This window comes from Glaciimonas sp. GG7 (assembly GCF_052976905.1).
This window is the reverse complement of record NZ_JBRIIQ010000008.1, coordinates 17,479-39,457: the sequence shown is the minus strand read 5'-3', so window position 1 is coordinate 39,457 and position 21,979 is coordinate 17,479. Positions and strand designations below refer to the sequence as shown.

Below are 21,979 nucleotides of genomic sequence, written 5' to 3'. Positions count from 1 at the left end.
TTATTTCGGCATCAACACTGTATCAATAACATTAATCACGCCATTCGATTGATATACATCATAGGTGCTGATACTGGCTACATTGCCGCCATCATCAATCACATCAATATTGTGCATACCATTTTGTTTAAAGGTTAATTTACCGCCGCTAGCTGTTGCCAATTGCGCCATACCGCCACCTTTTTTGATCGCGCTTGAAAGTGCAGCAAAGTCATATTTACCTGGCACAACGTGGTACGTCAAAATCTTGGTCAACGTCGCTTTATTTTCTGGCTTTACCAGCGTCTCGACAGTGCCTGCTGGCAGCTTGCCGAATGCAGCATTCGTTGGCGCAAAAACGGTAAAAGGGCCTTTTCCTTTGAGCGTATCAACCAGTCCAGCCGCCTTTACCGCCGCCACCAGCGTGGTGTGATCGGCTGAATTTACCGCATTGTCGATGATGTCCTTGCTTGGCAACATACTTTGTCCACCAACCATGACCGTGTTTTCAGCGAAGGCTACATTGGCGGCCAGCAACGCTGCAGAGAGTGTGATTACATAGCTTAATTTGCGCATGATAGTTTCCTTAGAAAGAGATTTTTTCGAGCTTGCGGAGTTATATACGCGAGCATCTCAAAACTGGATTCAAGGAAATCATGTGAAAAAAAATGCGCGTTGAGCGCATAAGAAAAATCATCCGAAAATGATTGAAAGCCATGCCAGACGACATAGCTTAGAAAAAGTGAAGTAAGCCGATAGGCCGGATTCTGTTACGACGATAAGACTTGCGCCCGCTCGTTATGACAACCATTCCTCTAGGCGCTGGATTACTCCAGCGCTCAAGCTTCCTACCCGCACGCTCCGCGAGCAACATCAACGCGTGCCTATTTGGAATTGCTCCGGGTGGAGGTTACCGCGTTTCACCGTAACTTAATACGCTCGTCTCTGTGGCCCTATTCCTCGCCTCACGGCGGACGGCCGTTAACCGTCACCCTGCTCTATGGAGTCCGGACCTTCCTCCCGCCATGTAGCTTGCACTACACGACCAGCGGCTGTCTGGCTTACTTCAGGCGGCATTCTACCTCAGTGCAGGTCGGCTGCGGAGATGCTAGCGGTATTTATTTACACCAATTCGTCTCTGCGATTGCGATCCGATCTACGGCTATTTCCATGCATTTCAGCCCATGAAATGAACCAAAAAACCACTATCAAATTATGACGTAAGTATTTTTCCAGCTAACACCGTGCGCAGTCTAGAATCTGCTCCTGAATCATTATTTACAGCCTGGCAGCCTGTCGGACTTACGGGTAATCGGCTACAAAATGTGCTGGACGGCCCATATTTCACCAGCTTCTTGACCAATAGCTCGCTATTGGCGCTGCGAATCCGGCAAAATCTGCCCTCGCCCGGCACATTTTTCGCTTCGATTCCGCAAGTCCGACAGACTACTAGAGCTGACCCAAAAAGGCACTCCAGACATCCATGCAACTCCACCTACTAGCTTTTCTCAAAACCGTTTTTTTCGTGCTCGCGGCGCTATTGCCGATCATGAATCCGCCTGGCAACGCGCCGATTTTTCACTCGCTGACCGCCGGAGCATCGGACACTACTCGCAATGCGCTAGCCTGGCGGGTTGCCGTCAACACCTTTATCTTACTCATCGCCGGTATGTTCATCGGTACGCATGTACTCGCCTTTTTCGGCATCTCATTACCGGTCGTCAAAGTCGCAGGTGGCCTGTTAGTGATCGCCACTGCATGGAAACTGCTGGATATGGAAGAAGCGCCAAAAGTCGAGGCCATTCCCGGATCGTTATGGACCAAAGAACTCGCTTCCGCAAAAGCGTTCTATCCGCTTACCTTTCCGTTCACGGTCGGGCCTGGATCCATTTCGGTGGCAATTACTTTGGGAGCCGGACTCAGAATTCCTGACGTCCCTATCGTCATTACATTGGTTGCTGCGGTTGTCGCATTGGCGCTGGCAGCAGCCACCGTGTATTTCAGTAACCGCTTCGCTGGCGTATTAGTGCGCCTGCTTGGCGACACCGGCACAACGGTGATGCTGCGTATGTACTCGTTTATTTTGCTCTGTATTGGCGTGCAGATTTTATGGGACGGTATTGGTGGATTACTTCGGCAGTTGCACGAGACAGGCCTGTAATTGACAAGCACAATTTGCGACAAATTTTTTATATTTGTTGAAGAACAACAAAATTTCCACCGATGATAGACACTTTCTTTGCGAACGCTTACTCTGTTGCGTGACTTCTCTCATCAGATGATGATTAGGCACAAAATAAATACAATCAATTTGCAATAGCATTGCAGTTTTTTCTCAACAGCATCAGGAGTCCACTATGATCAAGAAAATCATTTCTATCGCAGCAGTAATCGGTATGTTCGGTATCCTGTCAGCTTGTAACACCTTCGCAGGTATGGGCAAGGATGTTCAAACAGGCGGCGAGAAAGTGCAAGACGCAGCGCAAGATGTTAAAGCAAAAATGTAATCAATTATCATCTCAGGTCCGCATAAAAAACCCGACATAAAGTCGGGTTTTTTTTATGCTGATTCGGATAAGATTTTGCCGTGAGTAATCAGGAAAACTGACTAAAATTCGGCCTGCGTTTTTCAACGAAAGCCGTAAACGCCTCCTTCGCTTCCGGCGCATTGAGCATAGTCCCGAAATGCTGAATTTCCTTTGCCATTTGCGCCTCTACCAAAGCTATCTGCGGGCCTTTCATCAACTGTTTGGTAATACGAATCGAGCTAGCAGGCAAAGCAACCAATTTAGCCGCCTGACCCTGCGCAAATGCCAGCAACTGATCGGCTGGCAAGATTTTATTGACCAACCCCATCGCCTGCGCTTCGGTTGCATCGAACGCTTCACCCAGCAAAAGTTTTTCAGCCGCACGTTGATAGCCGGCGAGTTGCGGCAATAACAAACTCGATGCAGCTTCCGGACAAACGCCAAGCTGCGTGAACGGCATCGAAAATCGTGCGTCTTCTGCTGCATAGACTAAATCGCAATGTAACAGCAAGGTCGTGCCGATACCCACCGCAGCGCCTGCCACTGCGGCTATTAACGGTTTGCTGGCATGACTGATCTGCCACAGAAACTGAAATACCGGGCTACTCTGGCTGTTCGGCGGATTTATTAAAAAGTCTTCGATGTCGTTGCCAGCGCTAAAAATTTGCGGTTTTCCGACAAATAAAATCACCCGCACCGCCGCATCGTCTTCGGCCTCTTTTAAGGCATCAGACATGGTTTGGTACATCGCCGCTGTGAGCGCATTTTTCTTATCCAGACGATTAAACGCGATCGTTAATACGCCACTTTCCTTGCTAATTAAAATATCCATTTTTTCCTCCTGTAAAAAAACCGTACTGCAATCGCGGTACGGCTTTTTGAGTGTCACGATGTTATGAAATAGATTACATGCGCTCAAAAATACCTGCTGCGCCCATACCAGTACCAACGCACATCGTCACCATGCCGTACTTCAAATTCTTGCGACGCATCGCATGAATGGTAGTGGCTGCACGGATCGCGCCAGTCGCGCCCAATGGGTGGCCCAACGCAATCGCGCCGCCCATCGGATTGACCTTGGAAGGGTCCAGACCGAGATCCTGCATCACTGCCAATGCCTGCGCAGCAAACGCTTCGTTGAGCTCGATCCAGTCCAGTTGATCTTGCGTGATGCCAGCAGCGCGCAACGCCGCAGGGATCGCTTCTTTCGGACCGATTCCCATGATTTCCGGCGGTACGCCACGCACCGCAAAAGAGGCGAAACGTGCCAACGGCGTCAGGTTGAATTGCTTCAGAATTTTTTCGCTCACTAGAATCAATGCACCAGCGCCATCCGAGGTTTGTGAGCTGTTACCAGCGGTCACACTGCCTTTTGGTGAAAATACTGGCTTGAGTTTAGCCAGCGCAGCCAACGTCGATTCCGCACGCGCACCTTCATCACGGCTCACTGTGCGAGTCTTAATATCGATTTGACCGGTCGCCAGATTAGGAAAACGTTCGATGATATCCACCGAGGTAGTCTCGTCATCAAACTCGCCAGCCAGTTGCGCGGCAATCGCTTTTTGATGCGACAGCAAGGCAAATTCATCCTGCGATTCACGCGAGACTTTCCATTGCTTGGCAACGTTTTCAGCCGTCAGACCCATGCCGTAGGCCATGCCGATATTTTCATCCTTGAAGACGTTCATATTGACCGACGGATGGAAACCCATCATCGGTACCATCGACATCGATTCAGCACCGCCTGCGATCATGACGTCAGCCTGACCGACGCGAATCCGGTCCGCCGCCATCGCAATGGCGGTGATGCCGGAAGCGCAATAACGATTCACGGTGACCCCACCGATAGTATTCGGCAAGCCTGCCAGCAGAATGCCGTTACGTGCCATGTTCAGGCCTTGCGCACCCTCTGGGAACGAACAACCGATGATCGCATCTTCGATCAATTTCGGGTCCAGATCAGGTACTTGCGCCAGCGCTGATTGCAGCACGCGTACTAATAAATCGTCTGGACGCGTGTTCTTAAACATGCCGCGCGGCGCTTTGCCGATGGGGGTACGGGTGGCGGCAACGATGTACGCTTCTTGAAGTTGTTTACTCATTTAAATCTCCCTTATTAGTTGCGGACCGGCTTGCCGGTTTGCATCATGCCCATGATGCGTTCCTGGGTTTTTGGATGACTCAGCAATTCCATGAAAGCCTTGCGCTCCAGGTCCAACAACCATTGTTCATTGACGACACTGCCCTCTTCGATATCACCACCGCAGACGATTTCAGCAATCATGCAACCGAGTTTGTAGTCATGCGCAGAGATAAAACCCCCGTCGCGCATATTCACCAGTTGCGCCATGATGGTCGCAATACCGCCACGGCCAACTACCGGAATCAACGCTTTCAATGGCGGACGATAACCTGCATCGAACATCGCCCGCGCCTCAACCTTGGCTACGTGTAGCAATTCATAGGCATTAAAGACGATGACATCGCTGGCTTTCAGATAGCCCATCTTCTTCGCTTCCAGCGCCGATTTCGAGACATTCGCAGTCGCCGCATTGAGGAACGAAGATTTGAGGAATTGCAAAATGTCGTTACCACTAGCGTCATGCGCAGCACGCATTGCCGCTTCTTTCAAACCGCCACCGGCCGGGATCAAACCAACACCAACTTCGACCAGACCGATATACGATTCAATTGCCGCGACACGCTTGGCCGCATGCAGCATCAGCTCGCAACCACCGCCCAAAGCCAGACCGGCCACAGCAGCCACGACTGGCACGCTCGCATATTTGAGGCCCATGAACGCTTGCTGCAATTGCGCGACCATCGGCTCAATCGCTTTGACGCCGCCTGACATGAATAGCGGCAGCATCGATTGCAAATCCGCACCGGCCGAGAATGCGCCGCCGTTGGCTGCATCCGCGTGCCACAAAACTAAGCCTTTGAAGTTCTTTTCGGCCTCAGCGATCGCCATGTTCAGGCCAGCAATCACGCCGGGGCCGATGACGTGCATCTTGGTTTTAAACGAGATAATCAGAACGTCGTCATCTTGATGCCAGAGACGGACTGATTCATCTTCAAATACGGTGGTTCCGGCATTGGCGCCGTCAGCAACGCCTTCGCCGACCAATGGTGCGCGGAATACCTGACGTTGATATACCGCCAGATCGGAACGCGCCACGCTAGTATTTTTAGCCGGCGAATACGATCCGTCAGCACCGTGCACGCCGGTGCGGCCATCGAATACCCATGGTGGCAACGGTGCATTGCACAACGCTTTACCGGCATCGATATCTTCTTTGACCCACACGGCAATTTGTTGCCAGCCAGCGGCTTGCCAGATTTCGAACGGGCCGACACTCCAGCCAAAACCCCAACGCATCGCAAAATCGATATCACGTGCGTTGTCGGCAATCGACTCCAGATGGATGGCGATGTAATGGAAGCCATCGCGGAAAATCGACCACAAAAATTGTGCTTGCGGGTTGCTTGATTCGCGCAACGTTTTCATACGCTTGACGGGATCTTTCTCTTTCAGAATCCGGGCAACCAAATCATCGGTCTTGCCACCACCGGCGACATAATCACCGGTAGCCGCATCGACACGCAAAATATCTTTGCCGACTTTTTTGTAGAAACCAGCGCCCGATTTTTGGCCGAGCGCACCTTGCGCAATCAACTTGGCCAGCAGTGGCGGTGTCGCGTACACGCCGTGGAAAGGATCATCTTTCAGACTATCTTGCATGGTCTTGATGACATGGCCCATCGTGTCGAGTCCGACCACGTCAGCGGTACGGAAAGTACCCGACTTGGCGCGGCCTAATTTGGCACCGGTCAAGTCATCGACAACGTCTACCGACAAGCCGAATTTTTCAGCCTGATGCGCAGTGGAAAGAATACCGAATACACCAACCCGATTGGCGATGAAGTTAGGCGTATCTTTCGCGCGTACAACGCCTTTACCCAGGGTCGTCGCCAAAAATCCTTCTAGCTGATCGAGAATTTCCGGCTTGGTGCAGGCCGTAGGAATGAGCTCGACCAAATGCATGTAGCGCGGCGGATTGAAGAAATGCACGCCGCAAAAACGCTCCTTCAATTCAGCGTCAAAACCTTCCGACAAGCCTGTGATCGACAAGCCTGAAGTATTGGACGCAAAAATCGCGTTCGGCGCGATATGAGGCGCGACTTTTTTGTACAGATCATGCTTCCAGTCCATGCGCTCGGCAATCGCTTCGATGATCAAATCACACTCAGCCAACCTGGCGATATCGTCTTCGTAATTGCCAACTTCGATCAGCGCAGCATCATCCTTGTTGCCTAGCGGTGCCGGGCTGAGTTTTTTCAGGTTCTCGATGGCGCGCAAGACGATGCCGTTCTTCGGACCTTCTTTGGCTGGCAAGTCAAACAGAATGACCGGAACCTTCGCATTCAGGCAGTGTGCGGCGATTTGCGCACCCATCACACCGGCACCTAAAACGGCGACTTTTTTTACGATAAAATTGGACACTGTTGTCTCCTTGTTTAATACATTATTGAACAAATCCTGCAACGAAAAATACACAGCAGAAACGTGGTTCTGCTGTGCATCCCTATTTAAAACAGGTCGGCGTCTAATGCCATCAGGCTGGCCGAGCCGGAACGCGCCTGACGAATCAGCATCGCTGTTTCTGGTAACAGACGAGCAAAGTAAAAACGCACTGTCGCCAGTTTTGCTTCATAAAACTTGTCCCCACTACCCTGCTTTTCCAACGCAATCTTTGCCATTTGCGCAAAGAAATAGGAGTACACCAAATGCCCGACCACACGCAGATACGGCACCGCAGCAGCACCGGCTTCATCTGGATTCTGGAACGATTTCATACCGATTTCCATCGTCAATTTGGTGACCTTATCGCCTAAGTCCGCCAGCGGCGTAATGAACTCTGACAATGCTTCGTCAGTGCCATTCTCTTCAACGAAGGCCTGTATCTTGGCACCGAATTTCTTGAGCTTGGCACCGTTATCCATCAAGACTTTGCGGCCCAGCAAATCCAATGACTGGATCGTATTGGTGCCTTCGTAAATCATGTTGATACGCGCATCGCGCACGTATTGCTCCATGCCCCATTCGGCGATAAAACCATGGCCGCCGTAGACTTGCATACACTCTGAGGTCGCAATCCAGGCGTTGTCGGTGATGAAGGCTTTGACCACTGGTGTGAGCAACGCGACTTCGTCAGCGGCATCCTTGCGCACTGTTTCGTCCGGATGATTGAGTTCTTTGTCGATTTGCAAGGCGAGGTAAGTACAGAATGCGCGACCGCCTTCGGCAAAGGCTTTTGCGGTCAACAGCATGCGTCGTACATCGGGGTGGACAATGATCGGATCGGCGGCTTTATCTGGCGCTTTGATGCCTGACAGACTGCGCATTTGAATCCGGTCTTTGGCATACACCAAGGCATTTTGATAGGCAACTTCAGTCAGGCCCAGCCCTTGCATCCCAACGCCCAGACGCGCAGCATTCATGAATACAAACATGGCATTCAAGCCTTTGTGCGGCCCGCCGATAATCCAGCCGGTCGCGCCGTCGAGATTCATCTGGCAGGTGGAATTGCCGTGAATGCCCATTTTTTCTTCAATCGCGCCGCACGTAATCGGATTGCGCGCGCCCAGCGAACCGTCAGCATTCGGCAGAAACTTCGGCACTAAAAATAACGAAATACCTTTTGATCCTTGCGGCGCGTCGGGCAAACGTGCCAGCACCAGATGCAAAATATTGTCGGCCATGTCATGCTCACCGGCGGAGATAAATATCTTGCTGCCAGTAATCAGATAAGAACCGTCAGCCTGCGGCTCAGCCTTGGAGCGCAGCAGCCCCAGATCAGTACCGCAATGCGATTCGGTCAAGCACATCGTACCGGTCCACTCACCCGACACCAGCTTCGGCAAATACATGGCCTTTTGCTCTGGCGTACCGTGCTCAAGCAGGCATTCATACGCGCCGTGCGACAAACCGGGATACATGGTCCAGGCTTGATTGGCCGAATTCATCATCTCGTAGAACGCATTATTCATCACCAACGGCAAGCCCTGACCGCCGAATTCTGGCGAACAAGAAAGCGCAGGCCAACCGGCTTGGACGTATTGCTTGTAAGCTTCTTTGAAGCCTTTAGGGGTAGTCACGCTCTTGGATTCTTTGTCGTGATGGCAGCCTTCGCGGTCCCCGGAATGGTTCAACGGAAACAATACCTGAGAGGTAAATTTACCGCCCTCTTCCAGCACCTGATTGATAATGTCCGCATCGATATCGGCATGCTTCGGCAATTGTTTCAGTTCATCTTCGACATGCAACAACTCGTGCATAACGAATTGCATATCCCGCAGTGGCGCAATGTATTGACCCATAATTTTCTCCTGATGATAGGTATTGTCAGACTGTCTTATGGACAGTAGAAGTTTGATGTAATGGTGAAGTTTTTTTGCCAGCGTCCGTGTGTTGCTCAGACGAATTGGATTGGCAGCTTTGGATCAGACGATCAAATCCTTTTTGTGCACGCGCTTCGCTTCCGGCTTTTTTGAGAAATCGCGCATCGTGATGCAGACCTAAAATCAGTCCGTACATTTCATACACTAGTTGTTGGGCATCAGTATCGGGATGTAAATGATCCTCTTCGATTGCTTGCAACACGCAGCGCTGCAAGGCTTCCTGCCAAGTCTGCACCATCGACACCAACTGATCGCGCAACTCACCGGGGCGATCATCGTATTCAACCGCGCCGCTAATATAGATACAGCCGGACGAAATTTCAATCGTGACCTGCTTCACCCAACGCGCAAACATGCCGCGCAAACGAGGCAGGCCGCGCGCCTCTTTGATGCTAGGATAAAATACTTCATGCTCGAAATGCCGGTGGTACAGCTTGACAACTTCTAACTGCAAATCTTCACGCGAACCGAAATGCGCAAAAACGCCAGATTTGCTCATGCTCATCTTTTCAGCCAGCAGGCCTATCGTCAATCCTTCCAAGCCATCACGACTGGCGAGCGCGAGCGCAACATCCAGAATCGCCGCACGCGTCAGTTCGCCTTTGCGCATGAATTTGGCCGGTGTCCCGCTGATTAAATGTGCCACAGTAATCCTATCTTTTAGTCACAACTTAAATAAAACATGGCGATGAAATAATGCGAACGATCGTACTATTATGCATCATAAAAACCATATAGGAAATGTCTTAGGCAATAAATACTATGAATATCAGCGATTTTTGATTGAGATTTATAGCGAATGATGCTTATGAGCAAGTTAGCGCAGTCTGAATAGTTATGCGGTCTTTACTTAACCGCCCTTGTATTACCCCACTTTTACGATTGATTTTTATCCAGCAATCGACGATCGCGCTTAGTTGGGCGCCCTCTGATCATCATGGTCGGTTCATGAAAGTATTTTCTATCTTCGGCAACAGCCATGCGTTTGCCGATACTTTGCTCAGTTTCCTGATACAGCGTCTGCGCAACAACAGCTGATCCACGTACATCGGCGAGCCGCTGCACGACCACCTCCCATGCATTGGCACCATTGTTGATCTCCAGCGTATCGCCAACTTTGACATTGTGTGCAGGCTTGACCCGCTCGCCATTGAGACTGACCTTCCCCGTCACCACCGCCTCAGTAGCGAGTGAACGGGTTTTGAAAAACCGTGCCGCCCATAGCCATTTATCAATACGGACCGTTGCAACAGAATTTTGCATATCAACCTCACACGCAATGATCAAACAGGATTATCTATATCGATGAAGCGATGTTGTATGCCGAAGCGCTCAGCCAGATGGCGGCCCAATGCTTGCACACCGTAACGTTCGGTCGCGTGATGTCCCGCCGCTAAATAGGCGACGCCAGATTCGCGCGCTAAATGCACCGTAGGCTCTGAAATTTCACCGCTGATGTAGGCGCTTGCTCCGGCTGCAATGGCCTCACCCAAATAATTCTGTGCTGCGCCCGTACACCAGCCTATCTGGCCCAATGGTTGGGCAGGGTCACCGATCAGAGTCGGTGGACGCCGCAGCCTGGTCTCAATCAATTGTGCCAATTCACCTACCGTTCTCACCGCCGTATCGCCGACAACACCCAACCAGCCAAGACTATCCTCACCGAATCGCCCTTGCGCAATCAATCCAAGCTTCTGCCCTAATTGCGCGTTATTACCTAACTCCGCATGTCCATCTAACGGCAAATGATAGGCAAATAGATTAATGTCGTGCGTCAACAGCAATTTCAGTCTATTGTGTTTAGGTCCAATCACCCGCGCATCTTCACCGCGCCAGAAATAACCGTGATGCACGAGTATCGCATCCGCCCCTGCCTCAACCGCAGCTTCAAGCAAAGCCTGACTCGCGGTAACACCGGTAACTAAGGATGAGATTTCAGTGCGTCCTTCCACCTGTAGGCCATTTGGGCAATAATCACGGTATTGTTTAATGTTGAGTATTTCTGCCAGATAATCTGCAAGTTGCGCCCGGCTCACTGACTTATACAGCGACTTTTTTTCCACCAATGTTTGTTCCATTTCTACCTCTTTATATGCGACGTTTCTGGCTATTGTTTGCGCAAACCGTAACTATCGGTTTAGCGATTTGGTTTATTGTAACGACCCTGAAACCGGAATGGTTAAGCGGCGCGTTAGTCGGCAACACACGCCTGCATATTGCAGCGTCCAAAGTGCCGATACAAGAAGCCCCCTCTGGCATTGGCCCACAGGCTTCGTATCGTGATGCCTCGAAGCGGGCGATGCCGTCGGTGGTCAATATCTTTACCAGTAAAGAGGCAAAACCGTCCACCAATCCGTTCATGCAAGATCCCTTGTTCAAGAAATACTTTGGTGATCGTTCCGGCGAACCGGAAGAAAAGCAATCTAGCTTGGGCTCCGGCGTGATTGTCAGCTCGCAAGGCTATATTTTGACCAACAATCACGTCGTCGAAGCGGCTGACGAAATTGAAGTCGCGCTCGCTGATGGGCGTAAAGCCTCAGCGAAAGTGGTTGGCGCAGACCCCGACACCGATCTGGCTGTCATCAAGATCGATCTGCCTGACTTACCGGCGATCACGTTCGGTCACGTTGATCAAGCCAGCGTTGGCGACGTCGTACTGGCGATCGGCAATCCTTTTGGGGTGGGACAGACGGTCACCATGGGTATTATTTCCGCTCTTGGCCGCAGCCATCTCGGCATCAATGCATTCGAGAATTTTATTCAAACTGACGCCGCCATCAATCCGGGTAACTCAGGCGGTGCACTCATTGACACTAACGGCAATCTGCTCGGCATCAACACCGCGATTTATTCCCGCACCGGCGGCTCGCTTGGGATCGGTTTTGCCATTCCTGTCTCCACCGCTAAAACCGTGATGGAATCGATCATCAATACCGGCAGCGTGGTACGCGGCTATATCGGCGTCGAACCACAGGAAATCACGCCCGAACTAGCGGAGAGCTTTGGTCTGACGCAAAAGACGGGAGCGATTATTGCCGGCGTACTAAGGAATGGTCCTGCCGATAAAGCCGGTTTAAAGCCGGGAGATATACTCGTGGCCATTAACGACAGCACTGTTGCCGACCCTACTGACTTACTCAACGTGGTGGCCAAATTTGCACCTGGCAGTAAAGTAAAAGTCGCGGTCATACGCAAAACCAAACATATATTGATTGATCTGATTATCGGTAAGCGCCCGTTCATCAAGCAACCAGAACAAGAATAATAGGACTGACGAGAATGCTCTCGTAGATCCCAAATTGAAAGTAACAATGCATGTCCGCGACTTGACCCAGTACCTGGCAGAATTATCCGAAAACAATAACCGTGCATGGTTTGTGATGAACAAGCCGCGTTACGATATTTTGCGCATCGAATTTCTTGAGTTAGTGATTCGTCTGATCGCCAAAATCAGTCAATTCGATCCGGCAGTCACTGCCTGTAATCCTAAAAAAGCGCTCTTCAGGATTAACCGCGATATGCGCTTTTCGCACGATAAAAATCCTTACAAAACCACCTTTTCTGCTGCGATCACGGCCAGCGGCCTCAAGCGCCCGAGTCAAGGCGGTGGCCCTATGTATTATTTCCATATCAATGCCGACGGCATGCTACGGATTGCAGCTGGCGAATATATTCCGCCAGCTTACCGATTGCGGGCCATCCGTGATCAAATCGTCACCGACGACACTGGCTTTAGTAAGTTACTCAAGAACAAAAAACTAGTGACAAGCTACGGCAGCCTTCAAATCGGTGAGCAACTGGTACGCCCGCCAAAAGGTTTTGATGCCGACTCGCCACATATCGAATACATCCGATTAAAAAGTTTTCTGGTCCGCAAGGAACAGCCATTGCAGAACATGCTTGGAGAGGAATTGGAGGAAGAATTGATCGCCAGCTTCAAGGATGCCTATGCACTGGTCAATTGGCTCAGGCAAATCAATACGCCGGTGTCATGAAGCGTTGGGTTCAGAACGTTAAACGGGCTTAGATCGTTGATCATAAGCCCGTTAGTTTTTGTGTAAGTCAGTAAGTCATCAAATCGTTTCTTCTGCATCCTTAGGTGCCTGAGTCGCCTTGACAAACAAGGGCGCGACCAGCAAACCGACTTCGTACAACACGCACAGCGGCACGGCCAACAACAACTGACTCATGATGTCCGGCGGCGTAACAATTGCCGCGATGACGAATGCCCCAACGATGACGTACGGTCGGATCGCCTTGAGCTTCTCCAGCGACACCAGACCCATACGGACCAATACAATCACGACAATCGGTACCTCAAAAGTCATGCCGAAAGCAATAAACATGGTCATGACAAAATCAAAGTAGCTATCGATGTCCGGGGCCACTGAAATGGATTTTGGTGCAAAGTTATTGATAAAGTGAAAAATCACCTTAAATACGAGGAAATAACAGAATGCCACCCCGGTAATAAATAAGGCCGACGACGAAATCACCAACGGTGCAATCAACTTCTTTTCATGGGTGTACAGCCCCGGCGCAATAAATGCCCACAACTGATACAACACCCACGGCAACGCAATCACGAACGCCACCAGCAAGGTCACCTTGACCGGAATCAGAAACGGTGTAATTACCCCGGTAGCAATCATTTTGCTGCCGACAGGCAAGGCCGCAATCATTGGCGCCGCTAAGAAATCGTAGATATTTGCCGCCCACGGCATCAGACACAGAAAGACCACAATAATCGCGATCGACGCTTTCATGATGCGATTGCGCAGCTCTACCAGATGCGAGATAAAGGTTTCTTCGATGGGGCTGGTTTTTTGTTCTTCAGTCATGGATAGCTACAACATTTGTTTGCAGACTAGCCTGCTTGCCTACACGGGATAGGCGCGATGGATAGCCGCCAAGGGGGCCGCCAACGGTGCCGATAACATGCCGTATATATTGAACCTGGCTCATGCGTAAAAGGAGCCGGAATGTTTCGTTGCGCTGGCCGGACGATACTTGGCAACCCTTGCGGCACCTGACATCACACGCACTCTGCGACCGCTTTGGTTTTTATACCAGGCAGGAATCGCGCTGTTTTTAGCCAGTTTTTTCTTACGGAAATTTTTAGCCTTGATCGCCAACTGCGCGACATTACCCGTCATCACAACACTGTCGCCGGGGTTCTCGATCAGATTATCATCCCAAGCCGCATGCAGCGAATCCTGCGTCTCTGAAATACTGCGAGAGATGCTGTTTTCAAAGCTGCTGGCGGCCTCTTTGACGTCTTGCTGCATCTTGCGCAGCTCTTCGATTTCAATCTCGCGACTGACCTCGGATTTGACCTCATTGATATACCGTTGCGCGCGGCCAAACAACGAGCCCGCCATGCGGGCAACGGTTGGCAATTTTTCCGGTCCGATCACAACCAGGGCAACGACACCAATGACGACGAGTTTAGTAAGGCCAATATCAATCATGCAGTAGTACCGATCACGCCAAGCCACACACCGGCAGCATCAAACTCTGCCGGAGATGCTGACTTAGTGACCGGTTTTATCCTGTTCTTTGGCGACAACGTCGATGGTAGGCTTAGTGGCGGCACTAGCGGCCTTCGTAGTTTCTGCGGCTTCAGTTGCTTTCTCTTCTTCGCCTTTAACACCATCTTTAAAGCCTTTAACAGCCTTGCCAAGATCAGCGCCCATATTGCCTATTTTTTTGGTACCGAATACCAACATCACGATGACCAGCACGATCAACCAGTGCCAAATACTGAACGAACCCATATTTTCTCCTTGCCGGACGGAAATGTCCGAAATCTAATCACACCATTTGCAGACAATGCTGTCTGATTTGATGCGGTCTTTATGTGTTATTTGTTACCTGACGTTTTATATCACGCCAAAGCGTGTTGCCCTTTCCAGGGCCGTGGTCCACCGATTACATGCACATGTAAATGATATACCTCTTGGCGTGCATCAGGACCGGTGTTGAATAAGGTCTTGAAACCGCCACTAGCCTGACCATTGGCATCCATCTGATAACCGCAACCATGTTCTTGCGCCAGTTTCGGCACCAACAACATCATTTTACTGAGCAACATCGCATGCTGTTCGCCGCAATCTGCCAAGGTTTCAATATGCTGCTTCGGAATAATCAAGAAATGGACCGGTGCGGCAGGATTGTGATCATGGAAAGCCACCAAATCGTCATCTTCATAAATCAGCTTAGATGGGATCTGTTTTGTAGCGATCTTGCAAAAAATACAGTTCTCCAAATTTATCTCCACAGAGTACATAGCTTTAATACAACTAAGGCAAGCAACCTCATTTTTTAAATGGATTCGCTTCTTGCTGCGCTTCCTGCACTTCACGCGCGACCAGTTTTCGATGCGCCTTCTCTTCTATCCCAGACAAGCCCTCGCGGCGCGCCAGCTCATCGAGCACATCTTGCGGCGTCAAATCAAACTGCGCCAGCATGATCAACGAATGAAACCAAAGATCGGCGCATTCATATAAAACATGCGACTTGTCACCGTCCACCCGCGCATCCTTGGCCGCCATGACCGTTTCAGTTGCTTCTTCACCGATTTTTTTCAAAATCGCATCGTCGCCCTTGGAAAACAAACGCGCAACATACGATTTCTCAGGGTCACCGCCGTTGATCAACTTCCGCGATTCAATGACCTCGGCTAACCGTCTTAATGTTTCACTCATGATGCAGACTCGTTGTTCATTCGTTGTTCATTTATAGATAGTGTCGGGATTTTTCAGAACCGGCTCAACGGCATTCCAGACGCCGCTTTTTTCCGACCCTTCAAATTTTTGAAAGAAACAGGAGTGACGCCCGGTATGGCAGGCAATACCACCGGCTTGCTCAACCCGCAATAGCACCACGTCTTCGTCGCAATCGAGACGAATGTCATGCACCTTTTGCACATGCCCGGACTCTTCGCCTTTATGCCAGAGCTTCTTGCGCGAACGACTCCAGTACACCGCCTCACCAAGGGCGACGGTTTTGGCGAGCGCGTCACGATTCATCCACGCAAACATCAGCACGTCGCCAGAATTGACTTCCTGTGCAATGACCGGCACCAGACCGTGCTCATCCCACCTCACTTTATTTAACCAGGTCGCGCTCATGCCAGCCTCATCGGAATCTGTTGTGCAGCCATAAAGCGCTTCGCTTCTTGCACTGTATGTTGCCCATAATGGAAAATGCTCGCCGCCAATACCGCGTCAGCACGTCCGATTTTGATGCCATCTGCCAGATCTTGCAGACTGCCCACGCCGCCCGAAGCAATCACCGGGATGGTCACCGCATTGGAAACATGGCTTGTCAATGCCAGATCGAAGCCGACTTTAGTACCATCGCGATCCATGCTGGTGAGCAGGATTTCACCGGCGCCCAGCCGCTCCATCATGACCGCCCATTCAATCGCATCAAGTCCGGTCGCATTCCGACCGCCATGGGTAAATACTTCCCATTTTCCCGGCGCAGTCTGCTTCGCATCAATCGCCACCACGATACATTGCGAGCCGTACTTACTCGCCGCCTCCGCCACTAAGCGCGGATTGGTCACGGCCGAAGTATTGATGCTGACCTTATCCGCACCGGCATTCAATAACCGGCGCACATCGGACACCACGCGGACACCGCCGCCCACCGTCAACGGAATGAAAACCTGCGACGCTACCGCTTCGATGATATCGAGAATCAGATCGCGATTATCCGAAGAGGCCGTAATGTCGAGAAACGTAATCTCATCGGCACCCTGCTCGTCATAGCGACGTGCAATTTCAACCGGATCACCCGCATCGCGCAGCTCAGTAAAATTAACACCCTTGACGACCCGACCATTGGTCACATCGAGACAGGGAATAATCCGTTTAGCAAGGGTCATGATTGCTCAGCGTCAGGCTGCTCCAACAAATCATCGATCTCAACATACTCGGTGAGTGCATCGGCACGCTCTTGCGCGCTACGCAAATCGAGCGTGCCTTCATAAATCGAGCGACCGCAAATAACACCTTCGATGCCCTCGTCCTGCACATCGCAGAGCGCTTCGACATCCTTAATGTCATGCACGCCGCCGGAGGCAATCACGGGAATAGTCATGCTTTGCGCCAGCTTCACGGTCGCTTCAATATTGACACCGCCCATCATACCGTCGCGGCCGATATCGGTATAAATGATCGAATTGCAGCCGTAATCTTCGAATTTTTTAGCCAGATCGATGACTTCGTGACCGGACAACTTGCTCCAGCCATCGGTCGCCACTTTGCCATCTTTGGCATCTAAGCCTACGATAATCTGGCCCGGAAAAGCGCCGCACGCATCGTGCAAAAAGCCCGGATTCTTCACGGCAGCCGTACCAATGATGATATAGCTCAGACCGTTGTCGAGATAACGCTCGATGGTATCGAGATCGCGAATTCCGCCGCCCAATTGGACCGGAATTTCGTCGATACCATGGGCTAACGCAAAGGCCCGGACTGATTTGATGATGGCTTTGACAGCCGCCTCGTTCTTCGGTTTTCCGGCAAAAGCGCCGTTCAGATCCACCAGATGCAGACGGCGCGCGCCTTGTTCGAGCCAATGCAGGGCCATCTTGCCCGGATCATCGGAAAATACAGTGGCTTGGTTCATGTCGCCTTGTTTAAGACGGACACAGTGACCGTCTTTCAGGTCGATAGCAGGTATGAGCAGCATGGCTACGGTATGAGAGAAAAGTTAGAAAAATAGATATTTACACTACGAAAAAATCAGCGCCGCAATCAAGGATTCCAGTGCACAAAGTTTTTATACAGCTGCAATCCAGCGGAGGCACTTTTCTCTGGATGGAACTGCGTTGCAAAAATATTATCCCGCGCAACCGCACAGCTAAATGCTGCGCCATAGTGCGTCTGGCCCACTGTGTGAGCCGGGTCTGTCGGGACCGCATAGTAGCTATGCACAAAGTAAAAATACGCATCGTCGGCAATGTTTTCCCAGAGCGGATGCGGCGCTGACTGATGTACGCGGTTCCAGCCCATTTGCGGCACTTTGAAGCGCGAACCATCTTCTTGCAACGCATCATCCAGGCGAAATCGCACAATTTTGCCGGGCAACAACCCCAGACCGGGCGTATCACCTTCTTCACTCCAGTCAAACAACATTTGCTCGCCTATGCACACGCCTAAGAGTGGCTTGCTGCGTGCCGCTTCCAGCACGGCTTCCTGAACGCCAGATTCGCGCAAGCTGCGCATGCAATCCGGCATCGCGCCCTGACCTGGCAAAACAATTCTGTCTGCAGCACGGATATCGGCGACGTCGCCAGAAATGCGCACGTCAGCATCTGGCGCTACATGACGCAGTGCTTGCGCTACCGAGCGCAAATTACCCACGCCATAATCAACTACAACAATTTTTGTCATGATAAAAAAGTAAGTCTGGACAGGGATGAACGACGATTAAAGACTGCCCTTGGTCGAGGGAATCACACCCACCGAGCGTGGATCAAGTTCGGCTGCCATGCGTAGCGCACGACCGAAAGCCTTGAACACGGTTTCGCATTGATGGTGCGCGTTGTCGCCGCGCAAATTGTCGATATGCAACGACACTAAAGCGTGGTTGACGAAGCCCTGAAAAAATTCGTGCGTCAGATCAACGTCGAACGAACCGATCATTGCGCGCTTAAAAGGAACGTGAAATTCAAGACCCGGACGACCGGAAAAATCGATCACAACCCGCGACAGTGCTTCATCTAGGGGGACATACGCGTGTCCATAACGACGCACGCCTTTTTTGTCGCCCATCGCCTTGGCAAACGCTTGCCCCAACGTAATGCCGACATCTTCGACCGTGTGGTGGGCGTCAATATGTAAATCGCCGACTGCCTCGACTTCAATATCAATCATGCCGTGACGCACAATTTGATCGAGCATATGGTCCAGGAAAGGCACGCCGGTGTTGAGCTTTTGCTGTCCGGTACCATCAATATTGATCGCGACGCGGATTTGCGTCTCGTTGGTGTTGCGAATAATTTCTGCGGTGCGGGGCGTAGACATGTTCAGATTGGACCAAAGTGACAAAGAAAGACGCGTTTACAGGCATCTGGAATGGAAGTACGCGTAATTTGTTAGTGTACTACGCAGCGAGCAAGTACGGAGGCAGGTTATCGGCAATGTCGTTCAGCCAACAACATTTTTAAGTGGGAACAACTCAGACTGCACAATCGCATCTGCGCTCTGATTATCAAGTTGCACCAAACGCTGCTCTATCAACGCACAATATTCAGGATTCAATTCAAATCCCACAAACTTACGCCCGCACCGCTGTGCCGCCACCGCCGTTGTGCCGCTGCCCATGAATGGGTCTAAGACGACGCCACCGGGTGGGCAGGATGCCTTGATCATGCGCTCGATGATTTCTAACGGCTTTTGCGTCGGATGGTCTTCGCGCTCGCGGTGTTCGCGATGCAAGCGCGACACACTCCAGACGTCCTTCGGGTTGTAGCCCAGTTCCAGCCATTTCGCTCCGACAAAGATCGAGCGCGAGCGGGCTTTCTTGGTCACGGCATCGTAGGGAATCCGAATCGCATCCAGATCGAAGTAATAATCCTTGGCGCGGGCAAAAAAACCGACCGTGTCATGCACCGAAGAATAACGCCGCACTCCACCACCCATCGACGGCACCCGGCGATCCCAGATAATTTCATTAAGCATCGTCATGCGTTGCTTGAGCATGACAAAAATTTCCGGGGAGTAACGCCAGGTCAGAAAAATGTAGAGACTGCCATTGGGCTTGAGTTTCGGCAGCGCCGCATCAATCCACTCTTCGGTCCAGCGCAGATAAGCAGCCATCTCCAATTTATCGGAGTCGTTGCCATAATCCTTGCCCAGCCCGTAGGGTGGATCGGCCAGCAGCAAATCAACAGAACCATCGGGAATACGCGCCATGCCCTGCACGGCATCTTCGCCAAAAACCTTGTTTTGCCAACTCAGCATCTCAGCGTTCAAAGCGCGTCTTTAAAGCGATACGTGGCTGAGCGCGCATGCGCCTGCAAACCTTCGCCCTCCGCTAGTTCGGCGGCGATGCGCCCCAGGGTCTGCGCACCAGCTTCACTAATATTGATCATGCTTGAACGTTTTTGAAAATCGTACACACCGAGCGGCGATGAAAAGCGTGCCGTGCGCGAAGTAGGCAAAACGTGATTCGGGCCAGCACAATAATCGCCCAGCGACTCTGACGAAAAACGCCCCAAAAACATCGCTCCGGCGTGCCGAATCTGCTCCGCCCAACGCTCTGGCTCCTCGGCAGAAATTTCCAAATGTTCGGCAGCGATCAGATTGGCGATTTCGCACGCATGCGCCATGTCACGTACTTGAATCAATGCGCCACGATTGGTCAGCGAAGCGCGAATGATTTCTTGCCGCGGCATATCGGCCAATTGGCGGTTAATGCTAGCCTCAACTTTGTCGATATAAGCCGGGTCTGGACACAACAAAATCGACTGCGCCAACTCATCGTGCTCGGCTTGCGAGAACAGATCCATGGCGATCCAGTCAGGGTCTGTCGTGCCATCGCAAATGACTAATATTTCAGACGGTCCGGCGATCATATCGATGCCAACGGTCCCAAACACACGGCGCTTGGCAGCGGCGACGTAGGCATTGCCAGGACCAACAATCTTATCGACCTGCGGGATCGTTGCCGTGCCATACGCCAACGCGCCAACTGCTTGCGCGCCACCGATGGTGAACACCCGATCCACCCCGGCGATGGCTGCGGCTGCCAATACCAGTTGATTTTTAACGCCATCCGGCGTTGGCACAACCATGATGATTTCCTGCACCCCGGCAACCTTGGCCGGAATCGCATTCATCAGCACGGATGAGGGATAAGCCGCCTTGCCGCCCGGCACATAAATACCGACACGGTCGAGCGGCGTGACTTTTTGACCCAGAACAGTACCGTCAGCCTCGGTATAACTAAAGCCATCCGAGCCGCATTCCTGCTTCTGACGTTCGTGATAAACGCGTACGCGATCAGCCGCCGCTTGCAACGCTGCACGACGCACCAGCGGCAATTGGGATAACGCTGCCTTCAATTCATCCTGCCCGATTTCCAGCGCCAAAACGCTCTCTGCATCAAGTCGGTCAAATTGCTTGGTATAGGCTAAAACCGCCGTATCGCCACGCGCCTTGACATCGGCCAAGATCCGCGCTGCCGCCTGATCGATGGCCTCGTCTTCACTTGCATCAAAGGCCAGCACAGCCGACAGTTGCGCCTGAAAATCGGCGTCGGTCGCATTCAGTTTTCTGATTTTTATAGTCATAGTGGCTTAGTTGGCTTAATTTGCTCAGTTCGTTTTGGCGGACGCTTTCTCAATCGCTTCCAGAATCGGCTGAAGCTGCGCGTGCTTTAATTTCAACGCCGCCTGGTTCACCACCAAACGCGCCGAAATATCCATAATATGCTCAACTTCAACCAGATGATTGGCGCGCAATGTGCTGCCGGTGCTGACCAGATCGACAATCGCGTCGGCCAGTCCTACCAGCGGTGCCAACTCCATCGAACCGTATAGTTTAATGAGATCAACGTGCACACCTTTAGCCGCAAAATGCTCGCGCGCGGTCAGCAAGTATTTGGTAGCAACTCGCAAACGCGCTCCATGACGCACGGCACTGGCGTAATCAAAATCGGCCGACACGGCAACCGACATCCGGCAGTGCGCAATGTTTAAATCAATCGGCTGATACAAGCCCTCGCCACCGTGCTCTGACAACACATCCTTACCCGCGACGCCGAAATCGGCCGCCCCGTATTGGACATAGGTTGGCACGTCGGAGGCACGAACGATGATGACATTAATCAACGGATTATTGGTTGGCAGGATCAGCTTGCGCGAGGTTTCTGGATTTTCGGTAACGACAATGCCCGCTGCGGCAAGTAATGGCAGCGTCTCTTCAAAGATGCGTCCCTTGGACAATGCCAGGGTTAATTTCTGACTCATTTGCTTCTTTCAATGAGGTTAA

Annotated in this window: 25 protein-coding genes and 1 other RNA gene; 4 read left to right on the top strand and 22 right to left on the bottom strand. The window is 51.4% G+C overall.

All coding sequences use genetic code 11. The features are described from left to right. Entirely contained in the window at positions 1–555 is a 555-nt protein-coding gene (locus tag ACVBEF_RS03880; protein WP_447122629.1) for a fasciclin domain-containing protein, read from the bottom strand. A gap of 164 nt (positions 556–719) precedes the next feature. Next, positions 720–1,047: RNase P RNA component class A (gene rnpB / locus ACVBEF_RS03875), an RNA gene on the bottom strand. 415 nt (positions 1,048–1,462) lie between these two features. On the opposite strand from rnpB, the gene ACVBEF_RS03870 reads away from it, so the two are divergent. Together ACVBEF_RS03870 and ACVBEF_RS03865 are read left to right on the top strand one after the other, a co-directional pair. Continuing rightward, positions 1,463–2,140, top strand: a complete 678-nt coding sequence (locus ACVBEF_RS03870; RefSeq protein ID WP_447122628.1) for a MarC family protein — start codon at positions 1,463–1,465, stop codon at positions 2,138–2,140. Positions 2,141–2,336: 196 nt separating this feature from the next. Next, complete coding sequence (locus ACVBEF_RS03865; protein WP_447122627.1) at positions 2,337–2,486, top strand: entericidin A/B family lipoprotein; 150 nt, start codon at positions 2,337–2,339, stop codon at positions 2,484–2,486. A gap of 88 nt (positions 2,487–2,574) precedes the next feature. Here ACVBEF_RS03865 and ACVBEF_RS03860 read toward each other — a convergent pair whose 3' ends face one another. From ACVBEF_RS03860 to ACVBEF_RS03830, 7 genes are all read right to left on the bottom strand, one after another. Beyond that, complete coding sequence (locus ACVBEF_RS03860) at positions 2,575–3,339, bottom strand: enoyl-CoA hydratase (protein WP_447122626.1); 765 nt, start codon at positions 3,337–3,339, stop codon at positions 2,575–2,577. A 73-nt stretch (positions 3,340–3,412) separates the two neighbouring features. After that, on the bottom strand, positions 3,413–4,609 hold the full coding sequence (locus ACVBEF_RS03855) for an acetyl-CoA C-acyltransferase (RefSeq protein WP_447122625.1): 1,197 nt from the start codon (positions 4,607–4,609) through the stop codon (positions 3,413–3,415). 14 nt (positions 4,610–4,623) lie between these two features. Beyond that, positions 4,624–7,011, bottom strand: a complete 2,388-nt coding sequence (locus ACVBEF_RS03850) for a 3-hydroxyacyl-CoA dehydrogenase/enoyl-CoA hydratase family protein (RefSeq protein WP_447122624.1) — start codon at positions 7,009–7,011, stop codon at positions 4,624–4,626. Between the two features lie 86 nt (positions 7,012–7,097). Further along, positions 7,098–8,888, bottom strand: a complete 1,791-nt coding sequence (locus ACVBEF_RS03845) for an acyl-CoA dehydrogenase C-terminal domain-containing protein (RefSeq protein ID WP_447122623.1) — start codon at positions 8,886–8,888, stop codon at positions 7,098–7,100. A gap of 25 nt (positions 8,889–8,913) precedes the next feature. Further along, positions 8,914–9,579: a TetR/AcrR family transcriptional regulator gene (locus ACVBEF_RS03840; RefSeq protein ID WP_447122674.1), complete on the bottom strand. Its 666-nt coding sequence runs from the start codon at positions 9,577–9,579 to the stop codon at positions 8,914–8,916. Between the two features lie 266 nt (positions 9,580–9,845). Continuing rightward, positions 9,846–10,232, bottom strand: coding sequence for an RNA-binding S4 domain-containing protein (locus ACVBEF_RS03835; protein WP_447122622.1), 387 nt, complete (start codon positions 10,230–10,232; stop codon positions 9,846–9,848). Between the two features lie 20 nt (positions 10,233–10,252). After that, positions 10,253–11,047: a Nif3-like dinuclear metal center hexameric protein gene (locus ACVBEF_RS03830; protein WP_447122621.1), complete on the bottom strand. Its 795-nt coding sequence runs from the start codon at positions 11,045–11,047 to the stop codon at positions 10,253–10,255. Between the two features lie 14 nt (positions 11,048–11,061). On the opposite strand from ACVBEF_RS03830, the gene ACVBEF_RS03825 reads away from it, so the two are divergent. Next, entirely contained in the window at positions 11,062–12,234 is a 1,173-nt protein-coding gene (locus ACVBEF_RS03825; RefSeq protein ID WP_447122620.1) for a Do family serine endopeptidase, read from the top strand. A 46-nt stretch (positions 12,235–12,280) separates the two neighbouring features. Continuing rightward, on the top strand, positions 12,281–12,964 hold the full coding sequence (locus tag ACVBEF_RS03820) for a DUF2461 domain-containing protein (protein ID WP_447122619.1): 684 nt from the start codon (positions 12,281–12,283) through the stop codon (positions 12,962–12,964). A gap of 78 nt (positions 12,965–13,042) precedes the next feature. Here the strand turns inward: ACVBEF_RS03820 and tatC are convergent, their stop codons facing one another. The 13 genes from tatC to hisG form a co-directional block, all read right to left on the bottom strand. Further along, positions 13,043–13,810 carry a twin-arginine translocase subunit TatC gene (gene tatC, locus ACVBEF_RS03815; protein WP_447122618.1) on the bottom strand — a complete coding sequence of 256 codons (768 nt, stop codon included), beginning with the start codon at positions 13,808–13,810 and terminating at the stop codon, positions 13,043–13,045. A 120-nt stretch (positions 13,811–13,930) separates the two neighbouring features. After that, positions 13,931–14,440: a Sec-independent protein translocase protein TatB gene (gene tatB, locus ACVBEF_RS03810; RefSeq protein ID WP_447122617.1), complete on the bottom strand. Its 510-nt coding sequence runs from the start codon at positions 14,438–14,440 to the stop codon at positions 13,931–13,933. Positions 14,441–14,503: 63 nt separating this feature from the next. Further along, positions 14,504–14,746, bottom strand: coding sequence for a Sec-independent protein translocase subunit TatA (gene tatA, locus ACVBEF_RS03805; protein ID WP_447122616.1), 243 nt, complete (start codon positions 14,744–14,746; stop codon positions 14,504–14,506). Positions 14,747–14,856: 110 nt separating this feature from the next. Further along, the gene (locus ACVBEF_RS03800) at positions 14,857–15,237 is read right to left on the bottom strand and encodes a histidine triad nucleotide-binding protein (RefSeq protein ID WP_447122615.1); all 381 of its coding nucleotides are present in this window, start codon (positions 15,235–15,237) and stop codon (positions 14,857–14,859) included. A 49-nt stretch (positions 15,238–15,286) separates the two neighbouring features. After that, the gene (locus ACVBEF_RS03795) at positions 15,287–15,676 is read right to left on the bottom strand and encodes a phosphoribosyl-ATP diphosphatase (protein WP_447122614.1); all 390 of its coding nucleotides are present in this window, start codon (positions 15,674–15,676) and stop codon (positions 15,287–15,289) included. A 27-nt stretch (positions 15,677–15,703) separates the two neighbouring features. Then, positions 15,704–16,102 (bottom strand): phosphoribosyl-AMP cyclohydrolase, encoded by a 399-nt coding sequence (gene hisI, locus ACVBEF_RS03790; RefSeq protein WP_447122613.1) that lies wholly within the window; start codon positions 16,100–16,102, stop codon positions 15,704–15,706. Then, a complete protein-coding gene (gene hisF, locus ACVBEF_RS03785; RefSeq protein WP_447122612.1) occupies positions 16,099–16,863 on the bottom strand; it encodes an imidazole glycerol phosphate synthase subunit HisF in 765 nt (254 codons plus the stop codon). Before hisF ends, hisI begins: the two co-directional genes overlap by 4 nt. Beyond that, positions 16,860–17,672: a 1-(5-phosphoribosyl)-5-[(5-phosphoribosylamino)methylideneamino]imidazole-4-carboxamide isomerase gene (gene hisA / locus ACVBEF_RS03780; RefSeq protein ID WP_447122611.1), complete on the bottom strand. Its 813-nt coding sequence runs from the start codon at positions 17,670–17,672 to the stop codon at positions 16,860–16,862. The genes hisF and hisA overlap by 4 nt, the downstream gene beginning before the upstream one ends. A gap of 65 nt (positions 17,673–17,737) precedes the next feature. After that, positions 17,738–18,376, bottom strand: a complete 639-nt coding sequence (gene hisH / locus ACVBEF_RS03775; RefSeq protein ID WP_447122610.1) for an imidazole glycerol phosphate synthase subunit HisH — start codon at positions 18,374–18,376, stop codon at positions 17,738–17,740. 36 nt (positions 18,377–18,412) lie between these two features. Beyond that, complete coding sequence (hisB, locus tag ACVBEF_RS03770) at positions 18,413–19,009, bottom strand: imidazoleglycerol-phosphate dehydratase HisB (protein ID WP_447122609.1); 597 nt, start codon at positions 19,007–19,009, stop codon at positions 18,413–18,415. Positions 19,010–19,132: 123 nt separating this feature from the next. Continuing rightward, complete coding sequence (locus ACVBEF_RS03765; RefSeq protein WP_447122673.1) at positions 19,133–19,948, bottom strand: DNA-methyltransferase; 816 nt, start codon at positions 19,946–19,948, stop codon at positions 19,133–19,135. A gap of 8 nt (positions 19,949–19,956) precedes the next feature. Beyond that, on the bottom strand, positions 19,957–21,279 hold the full coding sequence (gene hisD / locus ACVBEF_RS03760; protein ID WP_447122608.1) for a histidinol dehydrogenase: 1,323 nt from the start codon (positions 21,277–21,279) through the stop codon (positions 19,957–19,959). Positions 21,280–21,303: 24 nt separating this feature from the next. Beyond that, positions 21,304–21,957, bottom strand: coding sequence for an ATP phosphoribosyltransferase (gene hisG / locus ACVBEF_RS03755; protein ID WP_447122607.1), 654 nt, complete (start codon positions 21,955–21,957; stop codon positions 21,304–21,306). Positions 21,958–21,979: the final 22 nt, after the last annotated feature.